This is a genomic window from Actinomadura syzygii, from assembly GCF_008085905.1.
GTDB lineage: Bacteria > Actinomycetota > Actinomycetes > Streptosporangiales > Streptosporangiaceae > Spirillospora > Spirillospora syzygii.
This window is the reverse complement of sequence record NZ_VSFF01000003.1, coordinates 329270-353079: the sequence shown is the minus strand read 5'-3', so window position 1 is coordinate 353079 and position 23810 is coordinate 329270. Positions and strand designations below refer to the sequence as shown.

The window sequence follows — 23810 nt, the reverse complement described above, 5'->3', positions numbered from 1 at the left end:
GGGGATGCTGGGGAGTTTGCTCGCTTTTGCGGGTGCGGCGGTGCTGATCGCGATGGCGCCGGGGCCGAGCACGGTCGTGATCATGCGGGCGTCGTTGCGGTCGGGTCGCCGTGCGGGGCTGGCGACGGTGCTGGGGAACGAGACCGGGGTGCTGGCGTGGGGTGTGGCGGCGGCGGTGGGGTTGTCGGCGCTGCTGGCGGCGTCGCGGCTGGCCTATGACGGGTTGCGGATCGCGGGCGCGGCGGTGCTGGTGTGGTTCGGGGTGCGGGCGTTGTGGCATGCGCGGCGCCGGGTCGCGGACGGCGTCGTCGCGGGCGGTGTTGACCGTCCAGCGGAGGGGGACGGGGAGGGGCCGTCGGGGTGGCGGTGGTACCGGCTGGGTCTGGTGACGAATTTCGCCAATCCGAAAGCCGGGGTGTTCGCGGTGTCGTTCCTGCCGCAGTTCGTGCCGGACGGGTGGTCGGTGCCGGTGGTGCTGGTGGGGTTCTCGGTGCTGTGGGCGTTGATCGATCTGGCCTGGTACGCGGTGGTGGTGTGGCTGGTGGGGGCGGCGAAGCGGGTGCTGGGGCGGCCGGTGGTGCGGCGGCGGCTGGACCAGGTGTCGGGTGTGGTGCTGGTGGGGCTGGGCGTGCGGCTGGCGGCCGAGACCCGTTGAAGGTTCCGTTGAAGGTTCCACCGTTTTGGCACATTTTCATGATCGCCCAATGGGGGCGGGTGGCCGTAGCCTAGGGCGGTGACCGCACTGGATGAACTGGCCGACCGGTACGTGGACGCGTTCGCAGCGCTGGAGCCCTGCCTGGCGGCGATGATGGGGATCTCCGGGCAGGACGCGCGGCTGACCGACTACGGCCCGGACGGCGTGGCGGCCCGCGCGGAGCTGGCGCGGCGGACGCTGGCCGAGCTCGCGCGGACCCCGGTGGAGGGCGAGGCGGGGCGGATCGCCGCGGCGGTGCTGCGGGAGCGCCTGGAGGTGGACGTCGCGCTCGACGAGGCGGGCGTCCGCGAGGGTTGTCTGGACACCACGGACGGTCCGGTGCAGCGGCTCCGGACGGCGATCGAGCTGCTCGACCAGGGCAAGGACAGCGACTGGGACGCGGTGCTGGCGCGGGTGTCGGCGCTGCCGGGTGCGCTCGGCGGGTTGCGGGACGCGCTGGAGCGCGCGTGTGACCGGGGCCGGGTGGCGGCGCGGCGGCAGGTGCTGCGCAGTGCGCGTGAGTGCCTGGACGTCCCGGCGTACCTGGGTGAGCTGGCGGGCCGGTACCAGGTTCCGGACGGTCCGCTGCGGGGCGCGTTGGACGCGGCGGTGGAGTCGGCGTCGGCGGCGCTCGGGGAGTTCGCGGAGTTCCTGACGGGTGAGCTGGCGGGCCGGGCGCCGGAGCGGGACGCCCTCGGCGCGGACCGGTACCGGTTGGGCGTGCGTGACTTCCTCGGCACCGACCTCGATCTGGCGGAGACCTACGCGTGGGGCTGGGAGGAGCTGGCGCGGGTCGAGGCGCAGATGGCGGAGGCGGCGGAGGCGATCCTGCCGGGTGAGCCGCTGACCGCGGTGGTGGCGGCGCTGGACGCCGACCCGGCGCACCGGATGCGGGGCGCGGAGGCGTTCCGGGCGTGGATCCAGGAGCTGGCGGACCGGGCGATCGCGGACCTGGACGGGGTGCACTTCGACATTCCGGAGCCGTTGCGGCGGATCGAGTGCCGGATCCCGCCGGTGGAGGCGGGGGTGTACTACCTGGCTCCGGCGGAGGACCTGTCGCGTCCGGGGACGGTGTGGTGGACGGTGGACGACCCGTCGGCGGACATCGTGACCTGGAGCGTTCCTGCGACGATGTTCCACGAGGGGGTCCCCGGACACCACCTCCAGCTGGGCGTGACGACGCTGAACCCGGTGCTGAACCGGTTCCAGCGGGTGTCGAGCGAGCTGCACCCGGGGCACTGCGAGGGCTGGGGCCTGTACGCGGAGCGGCTGATGGACGAGCTGGGGCATTACCCGGATCCGGCGCACCGGCTGGGGATGCTGGCGGGCGGTCAGCAGTTCCGCGCGGCGCGGGTGATCCTGGACATCGGGATGCACCTGGAGTTGAGGATCCCGGCGGGGACGGGGTTCCACGAGGGTGAGCGGTGGACGCCGGAGCTGGGCCGGGAGTTCCTGGCCGCGCACGCGGGCCCGAGGTCGGGCGCGGAGGTGGCGTTCGAGATCGACCGGTACCTGGGGCGGCCGGGGCAGGCGATCGCGTACAAGCTGGGGGAGAAGATCTGGCTGGAGGCGCGTGAGGCGGCGCGGCGCCGGGCCGGCGCGGCGTTCGACCTGAAGGAGTTCCACCGCCGGGCGCTGGACCTGGGCCCGATGGGCCTGGATCTGATGCGCGCCGAGATGGCCCGCCCCTGACCTGCCGGTCGGGCGGGTCGGTCCGCTCAGACGGGTTCGGGGCGGTTGGGCTGGGCGGGCGGGGGGACGGCGTCGACGCCGGTCTCGCGGAGCCAGCGGCGCGCGTCGCGCCACTGCCGCTCACCGTTGTCCTCCGACGTTCCGGGCGGTGCGTCCGGCGAGCCGCCGGTCCCGGCGGGGCCGGGGGCGGCGCTGCCGACGTGGCAGGCGCGGGCGTCGCCGGGCTCGACGATCCGCTTCTCGTAGTGGGGCGGCCAGCGCAGCAGCATGCGGCGGCCGCAGGTGGGGCAGGCCCACTCCTCCAGCCCGGACTCCTCCGTCCGGACCATCCGCATCTCGTGCGTCCTGTACACGGCGGGGCCTCCTCGACCTGTACGTCCCGGTCGCCCGGGTTGAAGAGTTGATTGCCCACGCCAAGCGGGATAAACGGGACGGCAAGCAGCTTTACGTGCAGGTCACGCCCGGCCCGCCGCCGGGACACGGCTCGTTCACGGGCGTCCATCCCCCGGTCAGGCCCCGGTGGGCGGCGTTCCGTGCCGGTCCGCGTGCCGGTCCGCGGCATGGTCGCGTAAAAATCGTTTGGGGACGGCGCGGGCTCCGTTTTAGGGTGGTCCGCATGTGCGCTTATTACGACAGCGCGGCGCGGGCGTTCGTCTCCGCCGCCGTCGCCGTCCGGCTGCGTGAGCGTCGCCCCGCCCTGGACCGTCCAGGCCGCGCCGGCGCTTGACCCACCCGGCGGGCTCCTGAAGCCCGCCCGGTCGCAATTCCGTGTGACGGAACGCGCCTGAGCCGCGTCCGTCCGCGTCAGGCGAGCGCCGCGTTCGGTGAACGTCGGCCGCCGCCTCGCAGCGCCGTGCGCCGTCCGCGCGACGCCGCCCGTTCCCGCACCGTCCGCTCTCCAAGGTGCGGGCCGCGCTGATCGCGGCGCCGGTGTCCGCGCCGTTCCCGCCTGCCGTCGTCCAGGGCCTTCGAGCGTCCCTCGACCGCCCGACCGGCCCGTCCCCCGGGCCGGGGACCCAGGACACGGTGACCGTGAACCGCACCCCGAACAGCACCACAGGCAACCCCGCGAACCGAACCGCCCGCGCCCAGGCCCGGCGCGGCTCCGCGCGCGGGCGGGCCCGCCGCGAGCTGTCGCAGAACTTCCTCGCCGACCCCGAGATCATCGCCCGCTACGCCCGATCCGTCGGCGACGGCCCCGGCGGCCTGGTCGTGGAGGCGGGCGCCGGCGACGGCCGCATCACCGCCGCGCTCGCCGGGCGCGCCCGCCGCGTCATCGCCTACGAGATCGACCCGGTGATGGCGGCGCGGCTCGCCGACCGGTGCGCGGGCCTGCCGCACGTGACCTGCGTGACCGGCGACTTCCTCCGGGCCGGCGCGCCGCCCGGCCGGTTCCACCTGGCCGGGAGCATCCCGTACGCGGCCACGTCCCGGATCGTCGGGTGGGCCCTGGCCGCGCCGTCGCTGGCGTCGGCGACGCTGATCGTCCAGCGGGAGTACGCGCGCAAGCGCACCGGCGACTACGGGCGGTGGAGCCGCCTGACCGTGCGGACGTGGCCGGAGTTCGGGTGGCGGCTGGGGCGGCGGATCGGCCGGGACCGGTTCCGTCCCGTCCCGCGCGTGGACTCGGCGGTGCTGCGGCTGGACCGCCGCCCTGTCCCGCTGCTGCCCGCGTCCGCGATGGGCGCCTACCTCGACTGCGTGGACCTGGGGTTCACCGGTGTCGGCGGGACGGTGCGCGCGTCGCTGCGCACCGTCCACCCGGCCCGGCGGGTGGACGCCGCGCTCCGCGCCGCGGGGCTCCCCCGCGGCGTGGTCGTCGCGCACGTCCACCCCGACCGGTGGGTGGCCCTGGTCCGCGCCCTGCACCCCTCCCTGACGGGCTAGAAGGGGCTAGAAGGGGCTAGAAGGGGTAGGTGGCGATCTCGCCGCGGATGGTGACCCACTGCGCCTCGGTGAACGCCTCGATGTTGGCGTGCGGGCCGCCGAACCGGGACCCGTTGCCCGAGGCGGCGACCCCGCCGAACGGCACGACCGGCTCGTCGTTGACGGTCTGGTCGTTGATGTGGACCAGGCCCGTCTGCACCGCGTCGGCGATCTTCATGGCCTGGCCGACGTCGCCGAGGATGCCGAGCGACAGCCCGTACTCGGAGTCGGACGCCAGCGCGATCGCCTCCTCCGCGGTGGCGAACGGCACGACCGGCGCGACCGGCCCGAACACCTCCTGCGCGTAGGCGGGCATGTCCGGGGTCACCTCCGCGAGGACGGTCGGCCGGTAGAACAGGCCCTCGTGGGTGCCGCCCGCGGCGAGCCGCGCGCCCGCCGCGACGGTGTCGCGGACGAGGCCGTCGACGTGGGCGAGCTGCCCCTGGTCGATGATCGGGCCGAGCGCGACCTGCGCGGTGTGGGGGTCGCCGACGGCGAGCTTGTCGGCCTTGTCGGCCAGCGCCGCGACGTACTCCTCGTGCAGGCTCTCGTGGACCAGGTGCCGTCCGGAGGTCATGCAGATCTGCCCCTGGTGCAGGAACGCGCCCCACGCCGCCGCCGACACCGCGTCGGGGACGTTCGCGCCCGGCAGGACGATCAGCGCGTTGTTGCCGCCGAGTTCCAGGTGGACGCGCTTGAGGAGCCGTCCGCACACCTCGCCGATGGCGCGTCCGGCGGCGGTGGACCCGGTGAACGACACCACCCGCACCTCCGGCGCGGACACCACGGCCTCGCCGGGCTCGCGGCCGCCGGGCAGCACGTGCAGCAGCCCCTCGGGCAGGCCCGCCTCCTGGAAGATCCGCGCGATCGTGACGCCGCCGCACACCGCCGTCCGCGGGTCCGGCTTCAGCAGGACGGCGTTGCCGAGCGCCAGCGCGGGCGCCACCGACCGCATCGACAGGATCAGCGGGAAGTTGAACGGCGCGATCACGCTGACGACCCCGGCGGGGCGGCGCCGCGACAGGCTCCACCGCGGCTGCGCCGACGGCAGCACGATGCCCTGCGGGTGCGAGGCCAGCGCCGCCGACTCGTAGCACAGGCTCGCCGCGAAGTGCGCCTCCAGCTGCGCCTTCGGCGGGATCGACCCGGCCTCGCGGACGAGCCACTCCTGCACCTCGGCGGCGTGGTCCTCGAACAGGCGCCCCGCCCGGCGCAGGACGGCGGCGCGCTCCTCGTAGGTGCGGGCCGCCCAGTCCCGCTGCGCCGCCGCGGCCGACCGCGCCGCGCGGGCCACGTCGGCCGCGCCGGCCTGCCCGATCGTGCCGAGCGTCCCGCCGGTCGCGGGCTCGGTGACGGCGTAGGAGCCGCCGTCCGCGGCGACCCACCCGCCGTCGAAGATCTTCCCGGTCCACACGCCGGGGTCGAGCAACGTCATCGCTCCTCCTCATCCGGGCCGCGCCCCGCCCGGCCGCCCACCGGACTGCCGGGGGCGCGGGGGACTGCACACGTGCCCCGTACCACCCTTGCCATGCAGGGCGTTCACAGGAACATCATCGTTCCGTTCAATGAAAACCCCCCGCCGAAAGAATCTTCACGCGGGAGGTCGTGCCGGGGGCCGGGCGGCGGAAAATGCGTTGCGGGCGGGACGGGCGGCGAGGCATCCTGATCAGGCGGACGCACCCGGCGTACGCACTCCGACGCCCGGCCCAAAGGGGGGAGCGGTCATGACCTGTCGACGCGGCGATCGCGCCCGGACCCGCCCGGCGGCCCCCTGACAGCCCGCATCCCGAATTCCGCGGCAGGCCGCCTTCCCCGACCGGAAGCGCGGCCCTTCTCATCTCCACCCCTCCGATTCCAGGAGGACGCGACGCCGTAGCCGAGAGGTCTCAGGCGACGGTCTGCAAAACCGTTCCACGTGGGTTCGACTCCCACCGGCGTCTCCGCCCCGCCCCCGCTGTCACCCTGGGGGCGGGGTCCCCTCCCCGTAGCTCAGCGGACAGAGCACCGGCCTCCGAAGCCGGAAGCGCAGGTTCGATCCCTGCCGGGGAGACCCACCGGCGGCCCCTGGCGGGTCAGCGGCCTCTGAGGGGCCTGGTCACCTGCTTGGCCACGCACGGCGGCATGCCCTGCGTCGCCTCCGCCGCCCGCCGCCGGTACACGCTCGGCGGCACCCCGACCAGCTCGGTGAACCGGGTGCTGAACGTCCCGAGCGACGCGCAGCCCACCTCGAAGCACACCTCGGTGACCGACAGGTCGCCGCGGCGCAGCAGCGCCATCGCCCGCTCGATCCGCCGCGTCATCAGGTACCCGTAGGGCGACTCGCCGTAGGCGCGGCGGAACTCGCGGCTCAGATGCCCCGCCGACATGCTCACCCCGCGCGCCAGCGCCTCCACGTCCAGCGGACGCGCGTACTCCCGGTCGATCCGGTCGCGGACGCGCCGCAGCCGCGCGAGGTCGCGCAGCCGCCGCTCCTGCGCCGCCCCGCCCGACCCCGCTGAACCGGTCACACGCCGAATCGTGCCATACCGGCGGCGGCGGTCAGGCTCCGACGTAGGCCGCCAGGTGCTCCCCGGTCAGCGTGGACCGGGCCGCGACCAGGTCGGCGGGCGTCCCCTCGAACACCACCCGGCCGCCGTCGTGGCCCGCGCCCGGACCGAGGTCGATGATCCAGTCGGCGTGCGCCATCACCGCCTGGTGGTGCTCGATCACGATCACCGACTTGCCGGACTCGACGAGGCGGTCCAGCAGGCCGAGGAGCTGCTCCACGTCCGCCAGGTGCAGGCCCGCGGTCGGCTCGTCCAAAACGTACACGCCGCCCTTCTCGGCCATGTGCGTCGCCAGCTTCAGCCGCTGCCGCTCACCGCCGGACAGGGTCGTCAGCGGCTGCCCGAGCCGCAGGTAGCCCAGGCCGACGTCGCCGAGCCGGTTGAGGATCCTGTGCGCGGCCGGGGTCTTGGCCTCGCCCGCGGCGAAGAACTCCGCGGCCTCGGCGACCGGCATCGCCAGGACCTCGCTGATGTCGCGGCCGCCGAGCAGGTGGTCCAGCACCGACGCCTCGAACCGGCGGCCCTCGCACTCCTCGCACGTCGTCGCGACCCCCGCCATCATCCCGAGGTCGGTGTAGAGGACCCCGGCGCCGTTGCAGGCGGGGCAGGCGCCCTCGGAGTTCGCGCTGAACAGCGCGGGCTTGACCCCGTTGGCCTTGGCGAACGCCTTGCGGATCGGGTCCAGCAGGCCCGTGTAGGTCGCCGGGTTGCTGCGCCGCGACCCGCGGATCGCGGCCTGGTCGACCACGACGACTCCGTCGCGGCCCGCGACCGACCCCTGGATCAGCGAGCTCTTCCCCGACCCCGCCACCCCGGTGACCACGGTCAGGACGCCGAGGGGGATGTCGACGTCCACGTTCCGCAGGTTGTGGGAGCCGGCGCCGCGGACCTCCAGCGCCCCCGACGGGGCCCGCACCGACGCCTTCAGCGACGCCCGGTCGTCCAGGTGCCGGCCGGTGAGCGTGCCCGACGCGCGCAGCCCCTCGACGGTGCCCTCGAACACCACCTCGCCGCCCGCCGTGCCCGCGCCCGGGCCGAGGTCGACGACGTGGTCGGCGATCGCGACCGACTCCGGCTTGTGCTCCACCACCAGCACCGTGTTGCCCTTGTCCCGCAGCCGCAGCAGCAGCTCGTTCATCCGCTGGACGTCGTGCGGGTGCAGCCCGATCGACGGCTCGTCGAACACGTAGGTGACGTCGGTCAGCGACGACCCCAGGTGCCGGATCATCTTGGTGCGCTGCGCCTCCCCGCCCGACAGCGTCCCCGCCGGCCGGTCCAGCGACAGGTACCCCAGGCCGATCTCCACGAACGAGTCCAGGGTGTGGCGCAGCGCCCCCAGCAGCGGCGCCACCGCTGGCTCGTCCAGCCCCGCCACCCACGCCGCCAGGTCGCTGATCTGCATCGCGCACGCGTCGGCGATGCTGATCCCCGCGACCTTCGACGACCGGGCCGCCTCGCTGAGCCGCGTCCCGCCGCAGTCCGGGCACGCCGTGTAGGTGACCGCCCGGTCCACGAACGCGCGGATGTGCGGCTGCATCGCCTCCCGGTCCTTGGACAGCAGCGACTTCTGCACCCGCGGCACCAGACCCTCGTAGGTCATGTTGATGCCGTTCATCTTCACCTTGCCGGGCTCGCGGTGCAGCAGGTTGTGCAGCTCGGCGTCGGTGTAGTCGCGGATCGGCTTGTCCGGGTCGAAGAACCCCGACCCGGTGAAGAACTTCACCGACCACCCGTCCGCCTTGTACCCGGGCACCGTGATCGCGCCCTCGGCGAGCGACTTGTCCTCGTCGTACAGCTGGGACAGGTCGATGTCGGTGACGTTGCCCATCCCCTCGCAGCGCGGGCACATCCCGCCCGCCCGCGTGAAGCTGACCCGCTCGGCCTTGCGGTCGCCGCGCTCCACGGTGATCGCGCCGGACGCCCGCACCGACGCCGTGTTGAACGAGAACGCCTGCGGCGACCCGATGTGCGGCTCGCCGAGCCTGCTGAACAGGATCCGCAGCATCGCGTTGGCGTCGGTGGCCGTCCCGACCGTCGAGCGCGGGTTGGCGCCCATCCGCTCCTGGTCCACGATGATCGCCGTGGTCAGGCCGTCCAGGACGTCGACGTCGGGACGCGCCAGCGTCGGCATGAACCCCTGCACGAACGCGCTGTAGGTCTCGTTGATCAGCCGCTGCGACTCCGCCGCGATCGTCGCGAACACCAGCGAGCTCTTGCCCGACCCCGACACGCCCGTGAACACCGTCAGCCGCCGCTTGGGGATCTCGACGTTCACGTCCTTGAGGTTGTTCTCCCGCGCGCCGTGCACGCGGATCATGTCGTGCGCGTCCGCGGCGGGCACCCCGCCCGCGCTCTCCTCGGTGTCGCGGGGGCGGGCGTCGGCGGTGCCCGGGGTCGTGCTCATCGATCGTCTCCATCCGTCCGGCAGGGGAAACGCCGGGCTCTGCCGCGGCGGGTTCAGATTAGGGCGGGTTCACACAGTACGTCCGCCCGACGGGCGCCCCGACCGGCCCGACCGGCCCGTCCGGACGCCCCGCCCCGCCCCCGGCGCGCGGGGCGGGGCGCGGGGCGGTCACTGGTCCTGGACCAGTCCGAGGACGTTGCCGTCGGGGTCGGTGAACGTCGCGACGAGCCGCCCGCCGCCGACGTCGCGGGGCTCCTCGCGCACCGCCGCGCCCGCCGCCGTCACCTCCGCCAGCTTCGCCGCGATGTCGGCGACGTGCCAGTACGCGACCGGCCCCGCCGCCTTCTGCGGGCCGCCGTCCGGCACCAGCCCGATGTGCTGGCCCTCGGCGTCGAACCCGACGTAGTAGGACGACTCGGCGCTCGGCCCGACGCCCAGCAGCGCCGTGTACACCGCGGTCGCCGCCGCCAGGTCCGACACCGGGTGCAGCACCGTCTTGATCCCCTGGGTGGGAGAACCCGCCATGATCACTCCTATGGTCGCGTGTGGTCTCGGTTCGGTGTGGACTTCGCGTCCACGCAGTTCACGCTAGCCGCGCCCCGCCGGGCGGCGCTTCTCGATTCCTGACCGATCCGCCGTCTTGGCGGAGAGTGTCCAGGACGGGCCGGTCCTTGCGGAAACGGCAACGAGGTTTGCCGGATCGCGGTGCGGTCGCGCAGGGTCGCCCGGTGGAGGTGGTCATGATGACCGATCGACTGGACGACGGATACGACGTGGTGATCGCCGGCGGCGGCGCCGCCGGGCTGAGCGGCGGGCTGATGCTCGCCCGCGCGCGGCGGCGCGTCGCGGTGATCGACGCGGGCGAGCCCCGCAACGCCCCGGCCGAGGCCGTCCACGGCCTGCTCGCCCGGGACGGCACGCCCCCCGCTGAACTCCTCGCCCGGGGCCGCGCCGAGGTCCGCCGCTACGGCGGGCACGTCGCCCCCGGCGCCGTCGCCCTCGTCGAGGCCCGCGACGACGGCGAGGACGACGGCGCGTTCACCGTCGTCCTCGCCGACGGCGCGGCGCTCCGGGCGCGGCGGCTGCTGGTCGCCACCGGCCTCACCGACGAACTGCCCGACGTGCCCGGCCTGCGCGAACGGTGGGGACGCGACGTCCTGCACTGCCCCTACTGCCACGGCTGGGAGGTCCGCGACCGCGCCATCGGCGTCCTGGCGACCGGGCCGATGTCGGTGCACCAGGCGCTCCTGCTGCGCCAGTGGAGCGGCGACGTCGCCTACCTCGCCCACACCGGGCCGGAGCCGTCCGCCGAGCAGGCCGAGCAGCTCGCCGCCCGCGGCGTCCGCGTCGTCCACGGCGAGGTCACCGCCCTGGAGACCGGCGGCCCGTCCGGGCCGGACGGCGCCGGGCGGCTCGTGGGGGTGCGGCTGGCCGACGGGACGCTCGTCCGCCGCGACGCGGTCGCCGTCGCGCCGCGCATGACCGTCCGCGCCGCGTTCCTCGACGGGATCGGGCTGCGGCCCGCCGACCACCCGTCCGGCATGGGGACGCACATCCCCGCCGACGCCGCCGGGCGCACCGCCGTGCCCGGGGTGTGGGCGGCGGGCAACGTCACCGACCCGTCCGCGCAGGTCGGAACCGCCGCCGCCGCGGGCGCCACCGCGGCCGCGCAGATCAACGCCGACCTCGTCGCCGAGGAGACCCGCCGCGCCGTCGACGCCCACCGCATGCGAGTAGCTTCCTAAGTTGCTAGCATGCGGGGGTGGGTGACGAGGATGTCAAGCAGTTCAACGTGTACCTGCCGGTCGGGCTGATCAAGCGGGTGAAGCACCAGGCCATCGAGGCGGAGACGTCCCTGTCGGCGCTGGTCGCCGAAGCGCTGCGCGCCTACCTCGACGGCACCCGCGCCGGGACGCCCGGCCAGACCACCGAGCAGAGCACCGAGCAGGCGACCGAGTCGCCGGAGAAGGGGGAGCGGACATGACCGAGGGCATCGAGGCACTGTTCCTGGAGACCCGCAACTGGGGCAGGACGGCCGGATTCCTCCAGGGCCTCGGGTTCGAGCTGGAGTTCGAGACCGACCACGGCTCGGGCCTGTTCCGCAACGGCGGCGGCCCCTACGTGTTCCTCGTCGAGGTCCCCGAGGACAGCGAGCCCGACCTGCGCGTCGCGCTCAAGGTGGCCGACGCCGACGCGTTCCGCCCCGGGCCCGGCGTCGAGGTCGTCGCGCCGTTCGAGGACACCCACTACGGCACCCGCGAGATGACCGTCCGCGACCCCGACGGCCGCGTCTGGAGCCTCCAGGCGCCCGCCGAGAAGTAGCGCCGCCGCGCCCCGGCCCGGTCCCCGCCGGGTCAGGGGGCGGCCGGGTCGGGGGGAAGGACGGCGGCTATGCAGTCCAGGACGCGCTCCAGGCCGTAGCGGAACTGCTCGTCGGCGCTCATGTGCGGCATCCGCGCGTCGATCACGATGCGCCGGAACATCGGGTACGCGCCGCTGTCCAGCAGTTCCCGGACGTAGGGGCCGGACCGCATCATCCACTGCTCCGGGGTGAGGCCGTTCTCCTGCACCTCCCGCCGCCACGCCAGCTCCGACCGCACCACCCGCTCGACGTAGCCGGTCAGCATCTCGATCAGGACGAACACGTCGTCGATCGGGATGCCGACGTCCAGCGCCCCGAACGCGAACTCCACCAGCCGCAGCCGGTTCGGGCCGAGGGTGGCGCGCGGCCGTTGCAGGTCGGCCAGCCACCCGTGCCGCCGGTACACCGCGCGGGTCCCCTCGGCGACCAGGGTCAGGTCGGCGCGCCAGTCGCCGCTCGGACGGTCCGGGATCTCCGCGTCCAGCAGGACGTGGTCCTCCATCAGGTCCAGCAGGTCGTCGCGGGACGGCACGTACCGGTACAGCGACATCGCCCCCGTGCCGAGCTCGGCGGCGATCCGGCGCATCGACGCCGCCTCCAGCCCCTCGGCGTCGGCGATCCCGATCGCCGCCTCGGTGATCCGCGCGCGGCTGTAGGCGGGCCGCGGGCCCCGGCCCTGCCGCTCCGGCACCGACCAGATACTGACGTGCGCCCCGCCGTCCGTCACCGTTCCACCCCTCTCACCGCGCCCTCACCAGCTGCTCGCCACGTGTTCGGCGCGCGTCGCCGTCCTTGCGGAGCATCCTAGTTGCGTACGACGTACCCAGTTGTCTACGCTGGCACCCACTAGTTGCGTACATTGTACTCAGAGGAGGGATCGTGGCGGACGAACCGATCGTCGTCGCCGAGGCACTGCGCAAGCGCTACGGCGACACCCGGGCCCTGGACGGGCTCGACCTGGCCGTCCCCGCCGGGACGGTCTGCGGGGTCCTCGGCCCCAACGGCGCCGGCAAGACCACCGCCGTGCGGATCCTCGCGACCCTCGCCGACGCCGACTCCGGCACCGCCCGGATCGCCGGGTTCGAGGTGGCGCGGCGGCCCGACCAGGTCCGCGCCCGGATCGGCCTGGCCGGGCAGCACGCCGCCGTCGACGAGAAGCTCACCGGGCGCGGCAACCTGCGCCTGTTCGGCCGCCTCTACCACCTGTCGCGCCGCGAGGCCCGCGCCCGCGCCGACGAGCTGCTGGAGCGGTTCGGCCTCGCCGACGCCGCCGACCGGCAGGTCGCCGGGTACTCCGGCGGGATGCGCCGCCGCCTCGACCTGGTCGCCAGCCTCATCCTGCGGCCCCAGGTGCTGTTCCTGGACGAGCCCACCACCGGCCTGGACCCGCGCAGCCGCGGCGAGATCTGGGACGCCGTCCGCGACCTGGTCGCGGGCGGCACCACCGTCGTGCTCACCACCCAGTACCTGGACGAGGCCGACCGGCTCGCCGACGACATCGCCGTCGTCGACCACGGCCGCGTCATCGCCACCGGCACGCCCGACGAGCTGAAGTCCTCGATCGGCGACCGGCTCGACGTCGTCCTGGACGACCCCGGCGCGGCCGGGGGCGCCGCCGACGTCCTGCACCGCCTCGCCGGCGCCTACCCGACCCTGGAGGGCGGACGGCTGTCGGTCCCGCTGCCCGCCGGGAGCGTCCGGCTCGCCGACGTCGTCCGCGAACTCGACCGCGCCGGCCTCGCCGTCGCCGACGTCGCGCTGCGCCGCCCCACCCTCGACGAGGTGTTCCTGCGCCTCACCGGCACCCCTGCCGACGACACCACCGCCGACACCCCCGCCGGGACCGACGGCACCGGCGCCGAGGGGTCGGCGGCGGTGCGTGCGAAGGAGACCGTCCGATGACCGCCGCCGCCGCACCCGGCGTGCACGCGCCCGCGTCCCGCGCCGTCCGGCTCCGCTGGGCCCTGTCGGACGGGGTCGCCCTCGTCGGACGGGAGCTGTCGCGGATCCGGCAGGAGCCCGGCGAGCTGATCGCCGCGCTGATCTTCCCCGCGATCATGGTGGTGCTGTTCGGGTACGTGTTCGGCAGCGCCATCGCCGTCCCCGGCGGCGGGAACTACCGCGAGTACCTGATGCCCGGCCTGTTCGCCATGGTCACCTTCACCTCCACCATGGCCGTGACGCTGCGCGTCGCCACCGACGCCTCCCGCGGCGTCATGGACCGGTTCCGCTCCATGCCGACCGCCCGCTCCGCCGTCCCGTTCGGGCACACCGGCGCCGACTTCCTGCACGGCGCCCTCGGCCTGGCGATCATGGCCGCCGCCGGGCTGCTGGTCGGCTGGCGCGCGCACCGCGGCCTGTGGCCGACCACCGAGGCGTTCCTGCTGCTCGGGCTCATGCGGTACGGGCTGAGCTGGGCCGGGTGCTACCTCGGCCTGGTGGTGAAGAACGAGCACACCGCCGACAACCTCATCCCGCTGGTGTTCCCCGTGACGATGCTGTCCAACTCGTTCGTCCCGACCGGCGGGATGCCGAAGGTCCTCCAGGTCATCGCCGACTGGAACCCCGTCAGCGCCCTCACCGCCGCGTGTCGCGAACTGTTCGGCAACCCCGCCGCGCCGACCGCGGACGCCGCCTGGCCCATCGCCCACCCCGTCGCCGCCAGCCTCGGCTGGTCGCTGCTCCTGCTCGCGGTGTTCGCGCCCCTGTCGGCCCGGACCTACCGCAAGCGCGGCCGCTGACCGAACCGACCGAACCCCGGACGCGGAGGCCGTGCGGCCTCCGCGTCCGGGGGCGGGACGGTCAGCGGTCGCGGCCCCGCTCCCGGTACAGCTGCCGCTGGAACCGGGAGATGGCCTTGACCCGGTCGCGCTGCTCGGCGCGCAGCCGCGCGTCGGTGCGCGACGCCGCCCACTCGTTCTCGCGCAGCAGCCTGCGGTAGCTGTCCAGGCGGCGGCCCGGCAGCGTCCCGTCCGCGACGGCGGCGAGGACCGCGCAGCCCGGCTCGGCCTGGTGCGCGCAGTCGCGGAACCGGCACCCGGCGGCGAGCTCCTCGACGTCGGCGAACGCGCGCTCCAGCCCGTCGGACGCCTCGACCAGGCCGACGCCCCGCAGCCCCGGCGTGTCGATCAGGACGCCGCCGCCCGGCAGCGGCAGCAGCTCCCGCCGGACCGTGGTGTGCCGTCCCTTGCCGTCGGACTCGCGAACGTCGCCGGTCGCGAGCAGGTCGGCGCCGAGCAGCGCGTTCCCCAGCGTGGACTTGCCCGCCCCGGAAGGTCCGACCAGCACCACCGTCCCCGCCAGCACGGCCCGGACGGCGTCCACGCCGTCGCCCGTCGCGGCGCTGCACGCCACCACGTCCACCCCGGGGGCGGCAGCGGCGGCGTCCGCCTCGAACCCGGCGGTGCCCGGCACCTGGTCGGCCTTGGTGAGGACGACCACCGGCCGCGCGCCGCTCTCGAACGCCAGCGCGACCAGCCGCTCGATCCGGCCGGGCGCCGCCCGCGCGGTCAGCGGCACCGCCACCGCGACGGTGTCGACGTTGGCGGCCAGCACCTGCCCCCGCGAGTCCCGCGACGCCGACGACCGGACGATCGCCGTCCGCCGCGGCAGCACCACCGCCACCGCCGCGCGGCCGTCCGGACCGTCCAGCCGCAGCCCCGCCCAGTCGCCCGTGCACGGCCCGCCCTCCGGGCCGCCGAACGGGCCGCCGACCGCGTGGGTCGCGGCGCGCAGCGGACCGGACGCGGTGACCACGTCGCACAGGCCGCGGTCGACCGCGGCGACCCGCGCCGGGACCAGGCCCGCCGCGCGGTGGGGAGAGAACGCGTCCTCCAGGGCGCCGTCCCAGCCGTAGGCGGCCAGACCGGACGGGCCCGGAGATCCAGAATCAGAAGAAGAAGACGAAGAAGCAGAAGTGAAAGAAGACACTTCGAGAACCCTTGCGTGAAGGGGCCCTGGCGAGCGCGCGACGAAGGCGCTGGTCAGCCGGTGGCCCGGGAGATGAGGACGACCTGGATGCCGCGGGCAGCGGCCAGCGCAACGACGGCCATGCGTCCACACCTCCTCTCGGGTTCGACCGCGACCTTACCCCGCGGTGCCCGCCCCCGGCACCCCTTTTCCCGGACGGGGCGGCCCCGCAGGAACTGGCGGAGCAGTTCGGCAGTTATCGTCATTTGAGGGGCGGATCGCGATGAGAGGCGTGACCGTGGACGACGAACAGCAGCGCGAGACCGGCCGTCCCGGCGCGCCCGAGCCCGACAGCGGGTCCGACAGCGTGCCCGACAGCGGGTCCGGGAGCGAGCCCGCCGGGACGGGGCTCGCCGAGCGGGCGCGGCGCGCCGACCGGGCCGCCGCCGACCGGCTGGAGGAGCTGTGGGCCGGGCTCGCCCCGGCCGCCGCGCGCGCCGCGGCCTCGGCCGGCGAGCCCGTCGCGGGCGCCGCCCGCCGCGCCGCCGCGGTCGCCGCCACCCGCATCCTGGACCAGGTGGCCGGGACGCCCGCGATGCGGACCGTCGAGCGGGCCGCCCGCGACGCCGCCGTGGCCGCCGCGTCCGGCGCCGCCGAGCGGGCCGTCGCCGAGGCCCGCGCCGCCGCCGCGGCCAACCCCGCGACCGCGAGCGCGTTCGAGGCCGCCACCACCGCCATGACCCTCGCCGAGCAGGCCGCCCGCCGCCTCGCCGTGACCAGCCCGCTGGCCCGCGACCTCGCCGCCGCCGCGCGCGACCTCGGCGACCGCGCCGGGCGCACCGCCGCCGCCACCGCGTCCCGGCCCGTCGTGCGGGCCGCGACCAAGGCCGTCGTGGACGCCGCCGTCGACACCGTCGCCGACGCCGCCGTGGACGCGGCGATGCTCGTCGCCCGCGACGTCGTCGCCCGCGTCGTCCGCGAGACCGCCGAGCAGGCCGCCCGCGACCTCGCCGGAGCGGTCCGCGACACCGTCCGGGACGCCGCCCGGGACACCGGCGTCGCCGCCGACCTGGCCCCGCTCACCTCCCTCGCCACCCGCGCCGCCGGGTCCGACGCGGCCCGCGCCGCGGGCGGGCTGCTCACCGCCGTCGCGGGCAGCGCCGCCGCCCGCACCGCCCGCGACCTGGCCCTGCGCGCGACGACCGCCGCGATCGAGGCCGTCCTGCGCGAACTGATCCGCGACGCGCTGAAACTCGCGCTGCGCGACACCCTGCGCGGGATCATCGTGGACGTGTCCCGCGACGTCGTGGTCGACGTCGTCAAGACCACCTGGGCAGGCGCGACCCGTCCCGAGCCCCCGCGCGTCGTCGTCACAGCCGTCGTCGAGGAGACCGTGGCGGCGGCCATCGAGGGAAACACGGAAGGAAACACCGAGGGAAACGCCGAAGGGGAGGGTGAGGAGGCGGCTCGGGAGGCTCGGGAGAAGGCCGCGCAGGGGGACGTATGGGGCGACGCCACCGACTCCGTGCCCTGAACCCCCGCTCAGAAGATCCTGAAAGAACGATGAGAAACGCCCTCCGGTAGACCGGGATCCCGCCCGCGCTGCCTACCGTGAGCACATGGAGCAGCGCAGCGACCAGGCCGGACGCGCCGCCGAACGGGCCGGGGCGCGGGCCGATGGGCGGGGGGCCGCGCGGATACTGATCGTGGACGACGAGCCCGCCGTCCGCGAGTCCCTCGCCCGCAGCCTCGAGTTCGAGGGCTACCGGGTGGACGCCGCCGCCGACGGCGCCGACGCCCTGGACCGGGTCGAGCGGGACCGGCCCGACCTCGTCGTCCTGGACGTCCTCATGCCGCGCATGGACGGCCTCACCGCCTGCCGCCGCCTGCGCGCCCTCGGCGCCACCATGCCCGTCCTGATGCTCACCGCCCGCGACATGGTCGGCGACCGCGTCACCGGCCTGGACGCCGGCGCCGACGACTACCTCGCCAAACCCTTCGAGCTGGACGAGCTCCTCGCCCGCGTCCGCGCCCTGCTGCGCCGCGCCGCCATGACCACGGGCCCAGGCTCCGGCGAAGGCCAGGGTCACGTGCTGGCGTTCGGCGACCTGTCCATGGACACCCGCACCCGCGAGGTCGCCCGCGCGGGACGCCCCGTCGACCTCACCCGCACCGAGTACATGCTGCTGGAGATGTTCCTCGCCCACCCCCGCCAGGTCCTCACCCGCGAGCAGATCCTGGAGGCCGTCTGGGGCTTCGACTTCGAACCCGCCTCCAACTCCCTGGACGTGTACGTCATGTACCTGCGGCGCAAGACCGAGGCGGGCGGGCTGCCGAGGCTCGTGCACACCGTCCGCGGCGTCGGGTACGTGCTCCGCGCGGCAGCGGCCCCGTGACCACCCCGGCGGGACGGGGTGCGGGAGGACGGGGGCCCGTCACCCGGCGGCTCACGCTGCGCGCGCGGATGGCGCTGCTCACCGCGGTGGCCGTCGCGCTCGCCGTCGCCGCCTGCGCGACCGCCGGGTGGCTGATCACCCGCAACCAGCTCTACCGCGAACTGGACCGGCGGCTGGCCGCCGTGTCCGGCGGACCGCCCGGCCCCGAGGGGGAGGGCCCCGCGCGCCCCGTCGCCCGGCAGCTCGCCGAAGCGCTCGCCGCCTGCTCCGGACGCCCCACCGCGGGCGGCGCCCGCCCGCCCGGACCGTTCGAGATCGTGCAGCTCATCGACGCCCGCGGACGGATATGCACCGTCCCCGGCTCGGGCTCCCTGACCGTCACCGCCGCCGACGTACGGGTCGCCCGCGGCGAAAGCGGCCCCCTCTACCGCGACGGCGACGGCGTCACCGCCGACGGGACGAAAGACCGCGTCCGGGTCCTCACCCGCCCGTTCCGCACCGACCGGGGCGAGCGCGCGGCGGTGTCGTTCGCGCTGTCGCTGGACGAGGTCCAAGGCCCCCTGGACAACCTCGCCCTGCTCCTGGCCGCCGTCACCGCCCTCGGCGTATTGGCCTCGGCGGGCGCCGGGCTGATGATCGCCCGCGCCTCGCTGCGGCCCGTGGACGAGCTGACCGACGCCGTCGAGCACATCGCCCGCACCGAAGACCTCGCCGTCCGCATCCCCGAGGAGGGCACCGACGAGATCGCCCGGCTCGGCCGGTCCTTCAACAGCATGACCGCCGCGCTCGCCGCCTCCCGCGAACACCAATCCCAACTCATCGCCGACGCCGGACACGAACTGCGCACCCCCCTCACCAGCCTCCGCACCAACATCGACCTCCTCCTACGCGCCGAAGCCACCGGCCGCGACCTCCCAGCCCCCGCCCGCCACGACCTCCTCACCAGCGTCAAAGCACAAATGCAAGAACTCACCAGCCTCGTCGGCGACCTCCTGGAACTCGCCCGCCCCGACGAGACCCGCACCATCCCCGAGACCGTCCCCCTCCACGACGTCCTCGCCCGCGCCGTCGACCGCGCCCGGCTCCGCGGCCCCGACCTCACCATCAACGCCCACACCCAACCCTGGTACGTCCACGGCGACCCCGCCTCCCTCGAACGCGCCGCCGTGAACCTCCTCGACAACGCCGTCAAATTCTCCCCACCCGGCGGGACCGTCGACGTCCGCCTCACCGGCGGGGAACTCACCGTCCGCGACCACGGACCCGGCATCCCCACCGAAGACCTCCCCCACGTCTTCGACCGGTTCTGGCGGTCGCCGTCCGCGCGGAGCCTGCCCGGCTCCGGACTCGGCCTGTCGATCGTCGCGCGGGTCGTCGCCGAGTCCGGCGGACGCGTCGCCCTGGAGCCCGCGCCCGGCGGCGGCACCCTCGCCCGCGTCCACCTCCCCGGCACCCCCACCCCGGGCGACTGACCCGGCCCCCGGGGTTTCTCATGCGGGCTTCATGTCCGGCTCAGGGGGCTCCCACGCCCGCCGACCAGCCTCGAACCCATGAGTCACCCCGTCACCGGCACTGCCACCGGCTCCGTCACCGATCCCGTCGCGGACGCGCCGGTCCCACGGCCCGGCGGCACGCGCGGGCAGGGACGGCTCGTCGAGGTGGTCGTCCCCGTCCACAACGAGGAACGCGCCCTCGCCGCCAGCGTCGAACGCCTCCACGCCTACCTCGACGGCACGTTCCCCTACCGGTTCCGGATCACCGTCGCCGACAACGCCAGCACCGACGGCACCTGGCCGATCGCCGAACGGCTCGCGGCGCGGCTGCCCGCCGTCCGCGCCGTCCGGCTGGAGGGCAAGGGACGCGGCCGGGCGCTGCGGCACGTGTGGGGCGCCAGCGACGCCGACGTCGTCGCCTACATGGACGTCGACCTGTCCACCGACCTCGACGCGTTCCTCCCGCTGGTCGCGCCGCTGATCTCCGGGCACAGCGACCTCGCCATCGGGTCCCGCCTCACCCGCGGCTCCGCCGTCGTCCGCGGGCCCCGCCGCGAGGTCGTGTCCCGCTGCTACAACCTGCTGCTGCGCGCCGCGCTCGCCGCCCGGTTCACCGACGCCCAGTGCGGGTTCAAGGCCGCCCGCACCGAGATCGTCCAGGCGCTGCTGCCCGCCGTCGAGGACGAGGAGTGGTTCTTCGACACCGAACTGCTGCTCCTCGCCCAGCGCGGCGGGCTGCGCATCCACGAGGTCCCGGTCGACTGGGTCGACGACCCCGACAGCCGCGTCGACGTCCTGCGCACCGCCCGCGACGACCTGCTCGGCATGGCCCGCGTCGCCCGCCGCATCCTCACCGGCGCGTTCCGCGCCCCCGTCCGCCGCCGCCCCGGCCCGCCCGCCGCACTCCCCGCGGGCATGGCGCGGCAGCTGCCCGCCTTCGCCGTCATCGGCGCGGTCAGCACGCTGGCGCAGCTCGCCCTGTTCGTGCTGCTGCGGCTCGTCACCGGACCGCTGTGGGCGAACGCGCTGTCGCTGGCCGTGGCGACCGCCGCCAACACCGCCGCCAACCGGCGCTTCACCTTCGGCGTCACCGGGACCCGCCGCGCCCTGCGCCACCAGCTCGAAGGCGGCCTGGCGTTCCTGCTCGGCCTCGCCCTCAGCACCGGCGGCCTCGCGCTCGCGCACGCCGCCGCGCCCGGCGCGTCCCGCACCGTCGAGATCGCCGCCGTCGTCACCGCCAACGCCGCCGCCACCCTCGTCCGGTTCCTGCTGATGCGCGCCTGGATCTTCCACCCCCGCCGCCTCCCCGAACCCGACTCCGACTCCGACTCCGCGACCTCGCCCGACCTGCACCCAAGCCACACAGGAAAGCGGGAAGACATCAGATGACCTCCACGATCGGCGCCGTCCCGACCACGCCGCCCCAGCCGCGCCCGGCCCTGCGCGGGCTCCCGCGGCGCCTGCTGCGCGGGCCCGCCGGACGCGCGGCCTGGGAACGGCCCGCGCTGCTGGCCCTGCTGGCCGCGACCGGCGTCCTGTACGTGCGGGGGCTCGGCGCGTCCGGGTGGGCGAACGCCTACTACTCCGCCGCCGTCCAGGCCGGGGCGTCGAGCTGGAAGGCGTTCTTCTTCGGCTCGTCCGACGCCGCGAACGCCATCACCGTCGACAAACCGCCCGCCGCGCTGTGGCCGATGGCCCTCACCGCCCGCGTGTTCGGCGTGAATTCCTGGAGCATCCTGGTCCCGCAGGCGCTGATGGGCGTCGCGACGGTGGGGGTCGTGCACGCGGCGGTGCGGCGCCGGTTCCCCGCCTGGGCGGCGCTGCTCGCCGGGGCGGTCCTCGCCCTCACCCCCGTCGCCGCGCTGATGTTCCGGTTCAACAACCCCGACGCGCTGATGGTCCTGCTGATGACCCTCGCCGCCTACGGGACGCTCCGCGCGCAGGAGACCGCCGGCACCCGCTGGCTGCTGTTCGCCGCGGCCTGCGCCGGGACGGGTTTCCTGGCCAAGATGCTGCAGGCGTTCCTGGTCGTCCCGGTGTTCGCGCTGGTCTACCTCGCCGCCGCGCCCACCGGCGTCCGGCGGCGGCTGTGGCAGCTCACCGCCGCCGGGGGCGTGCTGCTCGCCGCGGCCGGATGGTGGGTCGCCGCCGTGGCGCTGACGCCCGCCTCGTCACGGCCCTACATCGGCGGGTCGCAGCACGACTCGGTGCTGGAACTCGCGCTCGGCTACAACGGCCTCGGACGGCTCAACGGCGAGGAGACCGGCGGTCTCGGCAACCTCGACCAGGACGCCGGATGGGGACGCATGTTCGGCCCCGTCATCGGCGGCCAGGTGTCCTGGCTGCTGCCCGCCGCGCTGATCCTCCTCGCCGCCGGGCTGTGGACGACGCGCCGCGCGCCCCGCGCCGACCCCGACCGGGCCGCCCTCGCGCTGTGGGGCGGATGGCTGCTGCTCACCGCCGCCGTGTTCAGCTTCATGCGCGGGATCTTCCACGAGTACTACACCGTCGCGCTCACCCCCGCGATCGCCGCGCTCATCGGCGCCGGAGCGGCACTGCTGTGGGAGCGCCGCCGCCATCCCGCCGGAGCCGCCGTGACGGCGGCGACGGTCGCGGTCACGGCGGTGTGGGCGTACGTGCTGCTCGGACGGTCCCCGGACTGGCATCCCTGGCTCGCCCCTCTCGTCCTGTCCACCGGACTCGTCTCGGCGGCGGCTTTGGCGGCCGTGCCCTTCGCGCGACGACTGGCGGGACGGTTCGCCGGGGCGCTCGCGGGGCGGGTGCCGCGCGGGCGGGGCGTCGCGGCGGGCGTCGTCGTCCTGACCGTCCTGTCCTGCCTCGCCGGGCCCGCCGCCTACGCCGTGCAGACCACCGCGACCCCGCACACCGGCGCGATCGTCACCGCCGGGCCCGCGACGTCCCGCGGCTTCGGCCCCGGCCGCCGCGGCCCGGGACGCCCAGGAGGTGCGCCCGGACGCGGCGGACCCGGCGGCTGGAACCCCGGCGCGCCGCCGCTGACCGGCAATCCGCCCGGCCGGACCGCGCCCGGCGGCGCGCCAGGCGGCGGAGGCGCGACCGGCCCCCGCACCGGATTCCCCGGCGGGCCGCCCGGTGGGGCGCCGGGCGGGCTGCTCGGCGCCGGGACGCCCACCGCAGCCGTGAAAGCCGCCCTCACCGCCGACGCGGACTCCTACAGCTGGGTCGCGGCGGCCGTCGGGTCCAACACCGCCGCCGGGTACCAGCTCGCCGTCCGCCGCCCGGTGATGGCGGTCGGCGGGTTCAACGGCACCGACCCCGCGCCCACCCTCGCCGAGTTCCAGCGCCTCACCCGCCAGGGACGGATCCACTACTTCATCGGCGGCGGCCGAAACGGCCCCGGAGGCCGAGGGGGCCCCGGCGGACGCGGCGGCGGCAGCGACGCCGCGCAGACGATCAGCGAATGGGTCGCCGCGCACTACACCGCCACCACGGTCGGCGGGGTCGTCCTGTACGACCTGACCTCGCCCTCCGGGTGACCGGCGGCGGGTCCGTGATGTACTCGGAAGGAGAGGGGCATCAGCGCCGACGAACAGGGAGTGAGCCCGATGGCCGACACGCTCGACGACGCCGCCGTCGCCGAACGCCTCCGCGACCTGCCCGCCTGGACGCGGGACGGCGACCAGATCCGCCGCCGGGTCGAGGCGCCCTCGTTCCTGGCCGGGATCGACGTGGTCACCGACGTCGCCCGCGCCGCCGAGGACGCCGACCACCACCCCGACATCGACATCCGCTGGCGGACCGTGGCGTTCGCGCTGTCCACGCACAGCGCGGGGGGCCTGACCGGCAAGGACTTCGACCTCGCCGCGAAGATCGACGCGATCGCGGCCCGGCACGGGGCGGCGTAGCCCGGCCGTGCCTCGGGCGGAGCGGCCGCCGGTCCAGGTGGCGGTGTGCGGGCCGGGGGAGTGCACCGAACGCGAATGGGACCGCGCCCACGAGACCGGGCGGCTCCTGGCCGCCCGCGGCGCGGTGGTGCTCTGCGGCGGGCTCGGCGGGGTCATGGCCGCCGCCGCGGCCGGCGCCCGCTCCGCCGGCGGGACGGTCGTCGGGGTGCTGCCCGCCGCCGACCGCGCCGCCGCCGCGTCCGACCTGTCGGTCGTGCTGCCGACCGGCCTCGGCCAGGCCCGCAACAACCTCGTCGTCAACGCCGCCGACGCCGTGATCGTCGTCGGCGGGTCGTGGGGGACGCTGTCGGAACTGGCCCTCGCCCTGCGGCGCGGCACCGTCCCCGTCGTGCAGGTCGGCGGATGGCGCGTCCACGACGAGGAGGGCCGCCCGGTCGGCGGGATCGTCCATGCCGCCGACCCGGGCGAAGCCGTCCGCGCCACCGGCCTGTGGCCCTAGCCCGG

22 protein-coding genes and 2 tRNA genes are annotated in these 23810 nt (G+C 75.4%); 17 read left to right on the top strand and 7 right to left on the bottom strand.

The genetic code is table 11. The features are described 5' to 3' along the window. Window positions 1-4 precede the first annotated feature (4 nt). Together FXF65_RS08810 and FXF65_RS08805 are read left to right on the top strand one after the other, a co-directional pair. Window positions 5-655, top strand: a complete 651-nt coding sequence (locus FXF65_RS08810; RefSeq protein WP_148349211.1) for a LysE family translocator — start codon at window positions 5-7, stop codon at window positions 653-655. Between the two features lie 78 nt (window positions 656-733). Next, window positions 734-2386, top strand: a complete 1653-nt coding sequence (locus FXF65_RS08805; RefSeq protein ID WP_148349210.1) for a DUF885 domain-containing protein — start codon at window positions 734-736, stop codon at window positions 2384-2386. Between the two features lie 26 nt (window positions 2387-2412). On the opposite strand, the gene FXF65_RS08800 is transcribed toward FXF65_RS08805, so the two are convergent. Then, window positions 2413-2739, bottom strand: coding sequence for a hypothetical protein (locus FXF65_RS08800; RefSeq protein ID WP_148349209.1), 327 nt, complete (start codon window positions 2737-2739; stop codon window positions 2413-2415). 550 nt (window positions 2740-3289) lie between these two features. On the opposite strand from FXF65_RS08800, the gene erm reads away from it, so the two are divergent. Beyond that, window positions 3290-4273, top strand: a complete 984-nt coding sequence (gene erm / locus FXF65_RS08795) for an ErmE/ErmH/ErmO/ErmR family 23S rRNA (adenine(2058)-N(6))-methyltransferase (RefSeq protein WP_246198435.1) — start codon at window positions 3290-3292, stop codon at window positions 4271-4273. 16 nt (window positions 4274-4289) lie between these two features. Here the strand turns inward: erm and FXF65_RS08790 are convergent, their stop codons facing one another. After that, window positions 4290-5747, bottom strand: coding sequence for a benzaldehyde dehydrogenase (locus FXF65_RS08790; RefSeq protein ID WP_148349208.1), 1458 nt, complete (start codon window positions 5745-5747; stop codon window positions 4290-4292). A gap of 431 nt (window positions 5748-6178) precedes the next feature. Here FXF65_RS08790 and FXF65_RS08785 point away from each other — a divergent pair. After that, window positions 6179-6252 (top strand) — tRNA-Cys (locus tag FXF65_RS08785). A gap of 38 nt (window positions 6253-6290) precedes the next feature. Further along, window positions 6291-6362: transfer RNA gene (locus tag FXF65_RS08780), tRNA-Arg, on the top strand. A 22-nt stretch (window positions 6363-6384) separates the two neighbouring features. Here FXF65_RS08780 and FXF65_RS08775 read toward each other — a convergent pair. The 3 genes from FXF65_RS08775 to FXF65_RS08765 all read right to left on the bottom strand — a co-directional run bounded on the left by FXF65_RS08775 (window position 6385) and on the right by FXF65_RS08765 (window position 9787). Then, window positions 6385-6819, bottom strand: coding sequence for a helix-turn-helix transcriptional regulator (locus FXF65_RS08775; RefSeq protein ID WP_148349207.1), 435 nt, complete (start codon window positions 6817-6819; stop codon window positions 6385-6387). Window positions 6820-6850: 31 nt separating this feature from the next. Next, window positions 6851-9262, bottom strand: a complete 2412-nt coding sequence (locus tag FXF65_RS08770; RefSeq protein ID WP_148349206.1) for an ATP-binding cassette domain-containing protein — start codon at window positions 9260-9262, stop codon at window positions 6851-6853. A 168-nt stretch (window positions 9263-9430) separates the two neighbouring features. Continuing rightward, window positions 9431-9787 carry a VOC family protein gene (locus FXF65_RS08765; RefSeq protein WP_148349205.1) on the bottom strand — a complete coding sequence of 119 codons (357 nt, stop codon included), beginning with the start codon at window positions 9785-9787 and terminating at the stop codon, window positions 9431-9433. 218 nt (window positions 9788-10005) lie between these two features. Here FXF65_RS08765 and FXF65_RS08760 point away from each other — a divergent pair, with 218 nt between their 5' ends. The 3 genes from FXF65_RS08760 to FXF65_RS08750 are packed head-to-tail and all read left to right on the top strand — an operon-like array spanning window position 10006 to window position 11584. Further along, entirely contained in the window at window positions 10006-11007 is a 1002-nt protein-coding gene (locus FXF65_RS08760) for an NAD(P)/FAD-dependent oxidoreductase (RefSeq protein WP_187412193.1), read from the top strand. A 17-nt stretch (window positions 11008-11024) separates the two neighbouring features. Beyond that, window positions 11025-11246 carry a ribbon-helix-helix domain-containing protein gene (locus tag FXF65_RS08755; protein ID WP_148349203.1) on the top strand — a complete coding sequence of 74 codons (222 nt, stop codon included), beginning with the start codon at window positions 11025-11027 and terminating at the stop codon, window positions 11244-11246. After that, window positions 11243-11584 carry a VOC family protein gene (locus tag FXF65_RS08750; RefSeq protein ID WP_148349202.1) on the top strand — a complete coding sequence of 114 codons (342 nt, stop codon included), beginning with the start codon at window positions 11243-11245 and terminating at the stop codon, window positions 11582-11584. Before FXF65_RS08755 ends, FXF65_RS08750 begins: the two co-directional genes overlap by 4 nt. A 32-nt stretch (window positions 11585-11616) precedes the next feature. On the opposite strand, the gene FXF65_RS08745 is transcribed toward FXF65_RS08750, so the two are convergent. Then, window positions 11617-12351 carry a TetR/AcrR family transcriptional regulator gene (locus tag FXF65_RS08745; protein ID WP_148349201.1) on the bottom strand — a complete coding sequence of 245 codons (735 nt, stop codon included), beginning with the start codon at window positions 12349-12351 and terminating at the stop codon, window positions 11617-11619. Window positions 12352-12503: 152 nt separating this feature from the next. Between FXF65_RS08745 and FXF65_RS08740 the strand changes: the two genes are divergently transcribed. Next, a complete protein-coding gene (locus FXF65_RS08740; RefSeq protein WP_222868445.1) occupies window positions 12504-13526 on the top strand; it encodes an ATP-binding cassette domain-containing protein in 1023 nt (340 codons plus the stop codon). After that, window positions 13523-14365, top strand: a complete 843-nt coding sequence (locus FXF65_RS08735; RefSeq protein ID WP_148349200.1) for an ABC transporter permease — start codon at window positions 13523-13525, stop codon at window positions 14363-14365. Before FXF65_RS08740 ends, FXF65_RS08735 begins: the two co-directional genes overlap by 4 nt. A 61-nt stretch (window positions 14366-14426) precedes the next feature. On the opposite strand, the gene rsgA is transcribed toward FXF65_RS08735, so the two are convergent. Continuing rightward, the gene (gene rsgA, locus FXF65_RS08730) at window positions 14427-15554 is read right to left on the bottom strand and encodes a ribosome small subunit-dependent GTPase A (protein WP_148349199.1); all 1128 of its coding nucleotides are present in this window, start codon (window positions 15552-15554) and stop codon (window positions 14427-14429) included. Window positions 15555-15816: 262 nt separating this feature from the next. Here rsgA and FXF65_RS08725 point away from each other — a divergent pair, with 262 nt between their 5' ends. The 7 genes from FXF65_RS08725 to FXF65_RS08695 all read left to right on the top strand — a co-directional run bounded on the left by FXF65_RS08725 (window position 15817) and on the right by FXF65_RS08695 (window position 23805). After that, on the top strand, window positions 15817-17067 hold the full coding sequence (locus tag FXF65_RS08725) for a hypothetical protein (RefSeq protein ID WP_148349198.1): 1251 nt from the start codon (window positions 15817-15819) through the stop codon (window positions 17065-17067). 163 nt (window positions 17068-17230) lie between these two features. Further along, entirely contained in the window at window positions 17231-17929 is a 699-nt protein-coding gene (locus FXF65_RS08720; protein WP_246198468.1) for a response regulator transcription factor, read from the top strand. Beyond that, on the top strand, window positions 17926-19401 hold the full coding sequence (locus FXF65_RS08715) for a sensor histidine kinase (protein WP_246198434.1): 1476 nt from the start codon (window positions 17926-17928) through the stop codon (window positions 19399-19401). Before FXF65_RS08720 ends, FXF65_RS08715 begins: the two co-directional genes overlap by 4 nt. A gap of 78 nt (window positions 19402-19479) precedes the next feature. Further along, a complete protein-coding gene (locus tag FXF65_RS08710) occupies window positions 19480-20811 on the top strand; it encodes a glycosyltransferase (protein ID WP_148349196.1) in 1332 nt (443 codons plus the stop codon). Continuing rightward, window positions 20808-22937: a glycosyltransferase family 39 protein gene (locus tag FXF65_RS08705; protein WP_148349195.1), complete on the top strand. Its 2130-nt coding sequence runs from the start codon at window positions 20808-20810 to the stop codon at window positions 22935-22937. The genes FXF65_RS08710 and FXF65_RS08705 overlap by 4 nt, the downstream gene beginning before the upstream one ends. A 69-nt stretch (window positions 22938-23006) precedes the next feature. Next, window positions 23007-23306 carry a 4a-hydroxytetrahydrobiopterin dehydratase gene (locus FXF65_RS08700; RefSeq protein ID WP_148349194.1) on the top strand — a complete coding sequence of 100 codons (300 nt, stop codon included), beginning with the start codon at window positions 23007-23009 and terminating at the stop codon, window positions 23304-23306. Window positions 23307-23313: 7 nt separating this feature from the next. Next, window positions 23314-23805, top strand: a complete 492-nt coding sequence (locus FXF65_RS08695; RefSeq protein WP_148349193.1) for a TIGR00725 family protein — start codon at window positions 23314-23316, stop codon at window positions 23803-23805. Window positions 23806-23810 lie beyond the last annotated feature (5 nt).

Coding starts and splice junctions, on each gene's coding strand:
- FXF65_RS08810 (WP_148349211.1), top strand. CDS start 5: ATGCTGGGGAGTTTGCTCGCTTTTGCGGGTGCGGCGGTGCTGATCGCG.
- FXF65_RS08790 (WP_148349208.1), bottom strand. CDS start 5,747: ATGACGTTGCTCGACCCCGGCGTGTGGACCGGGAAGATCTTCGACGGC.
- FXF65_RS08770 (WP_148349206.1), bottom strand. CDS start 9,262: ATGAGCACGACCCCGGGCACCGCCGACGCCCGCCCCCGCGACACCGAG.
- FXF65_RS08765 (WP_148349205.1), bottom strand. CDS start 9,787: ATGGCGGGTTCTCCCACCCAGGGGATCAAGACGGTGCTGCACCCGGTG.
- FXF65_RS08760 (WP_187412193.1), top strand. CDS start 10,006: ATGACCGATCGACTGGACGACGGATACGACGTGGTGATCGCCGGCGGC.
- FXF65_RS08750 (WP_148349202.1), top strand. CDS start 11,243: ATGACCGAGGGCATCGAGGCACTGTTCCTGGAGACCCGCAACTGGGGC.
- FXF65_RS08735 (WP_148349200.1), top strand. CDS start 13,523: ATGACCGCCGCCGCCGCACCCGGCGTGCACGCGCCCGCGTCCCGCGCC.
- FXF65_RS08725 (WP_148349198.1), top strand. CDS start 15,817: ATGAGAGGCGTGACCGTGGACGACGAACAGCAGCGCGAGACCGGCCGT.
- FXF65_RS08710 (WP_148349196.1), top strand. CDS start 19,480: ATGAGTCACCCCGTCACCGGCACTGCCACCGGCTCCGTCACCGATCCC.
- FXF65_RS08705 (WP_148349195.1), top strand. CDS start 20,808: ATGACCTCCACGATCGGCGCCGTCCCGACCACGCCGCCCCAGCCGCGC.
- FXF65_RS08700 (WP_148349194.1), top strand. CDS start 23,007: ATGGCCGACACGCTCGACGACGCCGCCGTCGCCGAACGCCTCCGCGAC.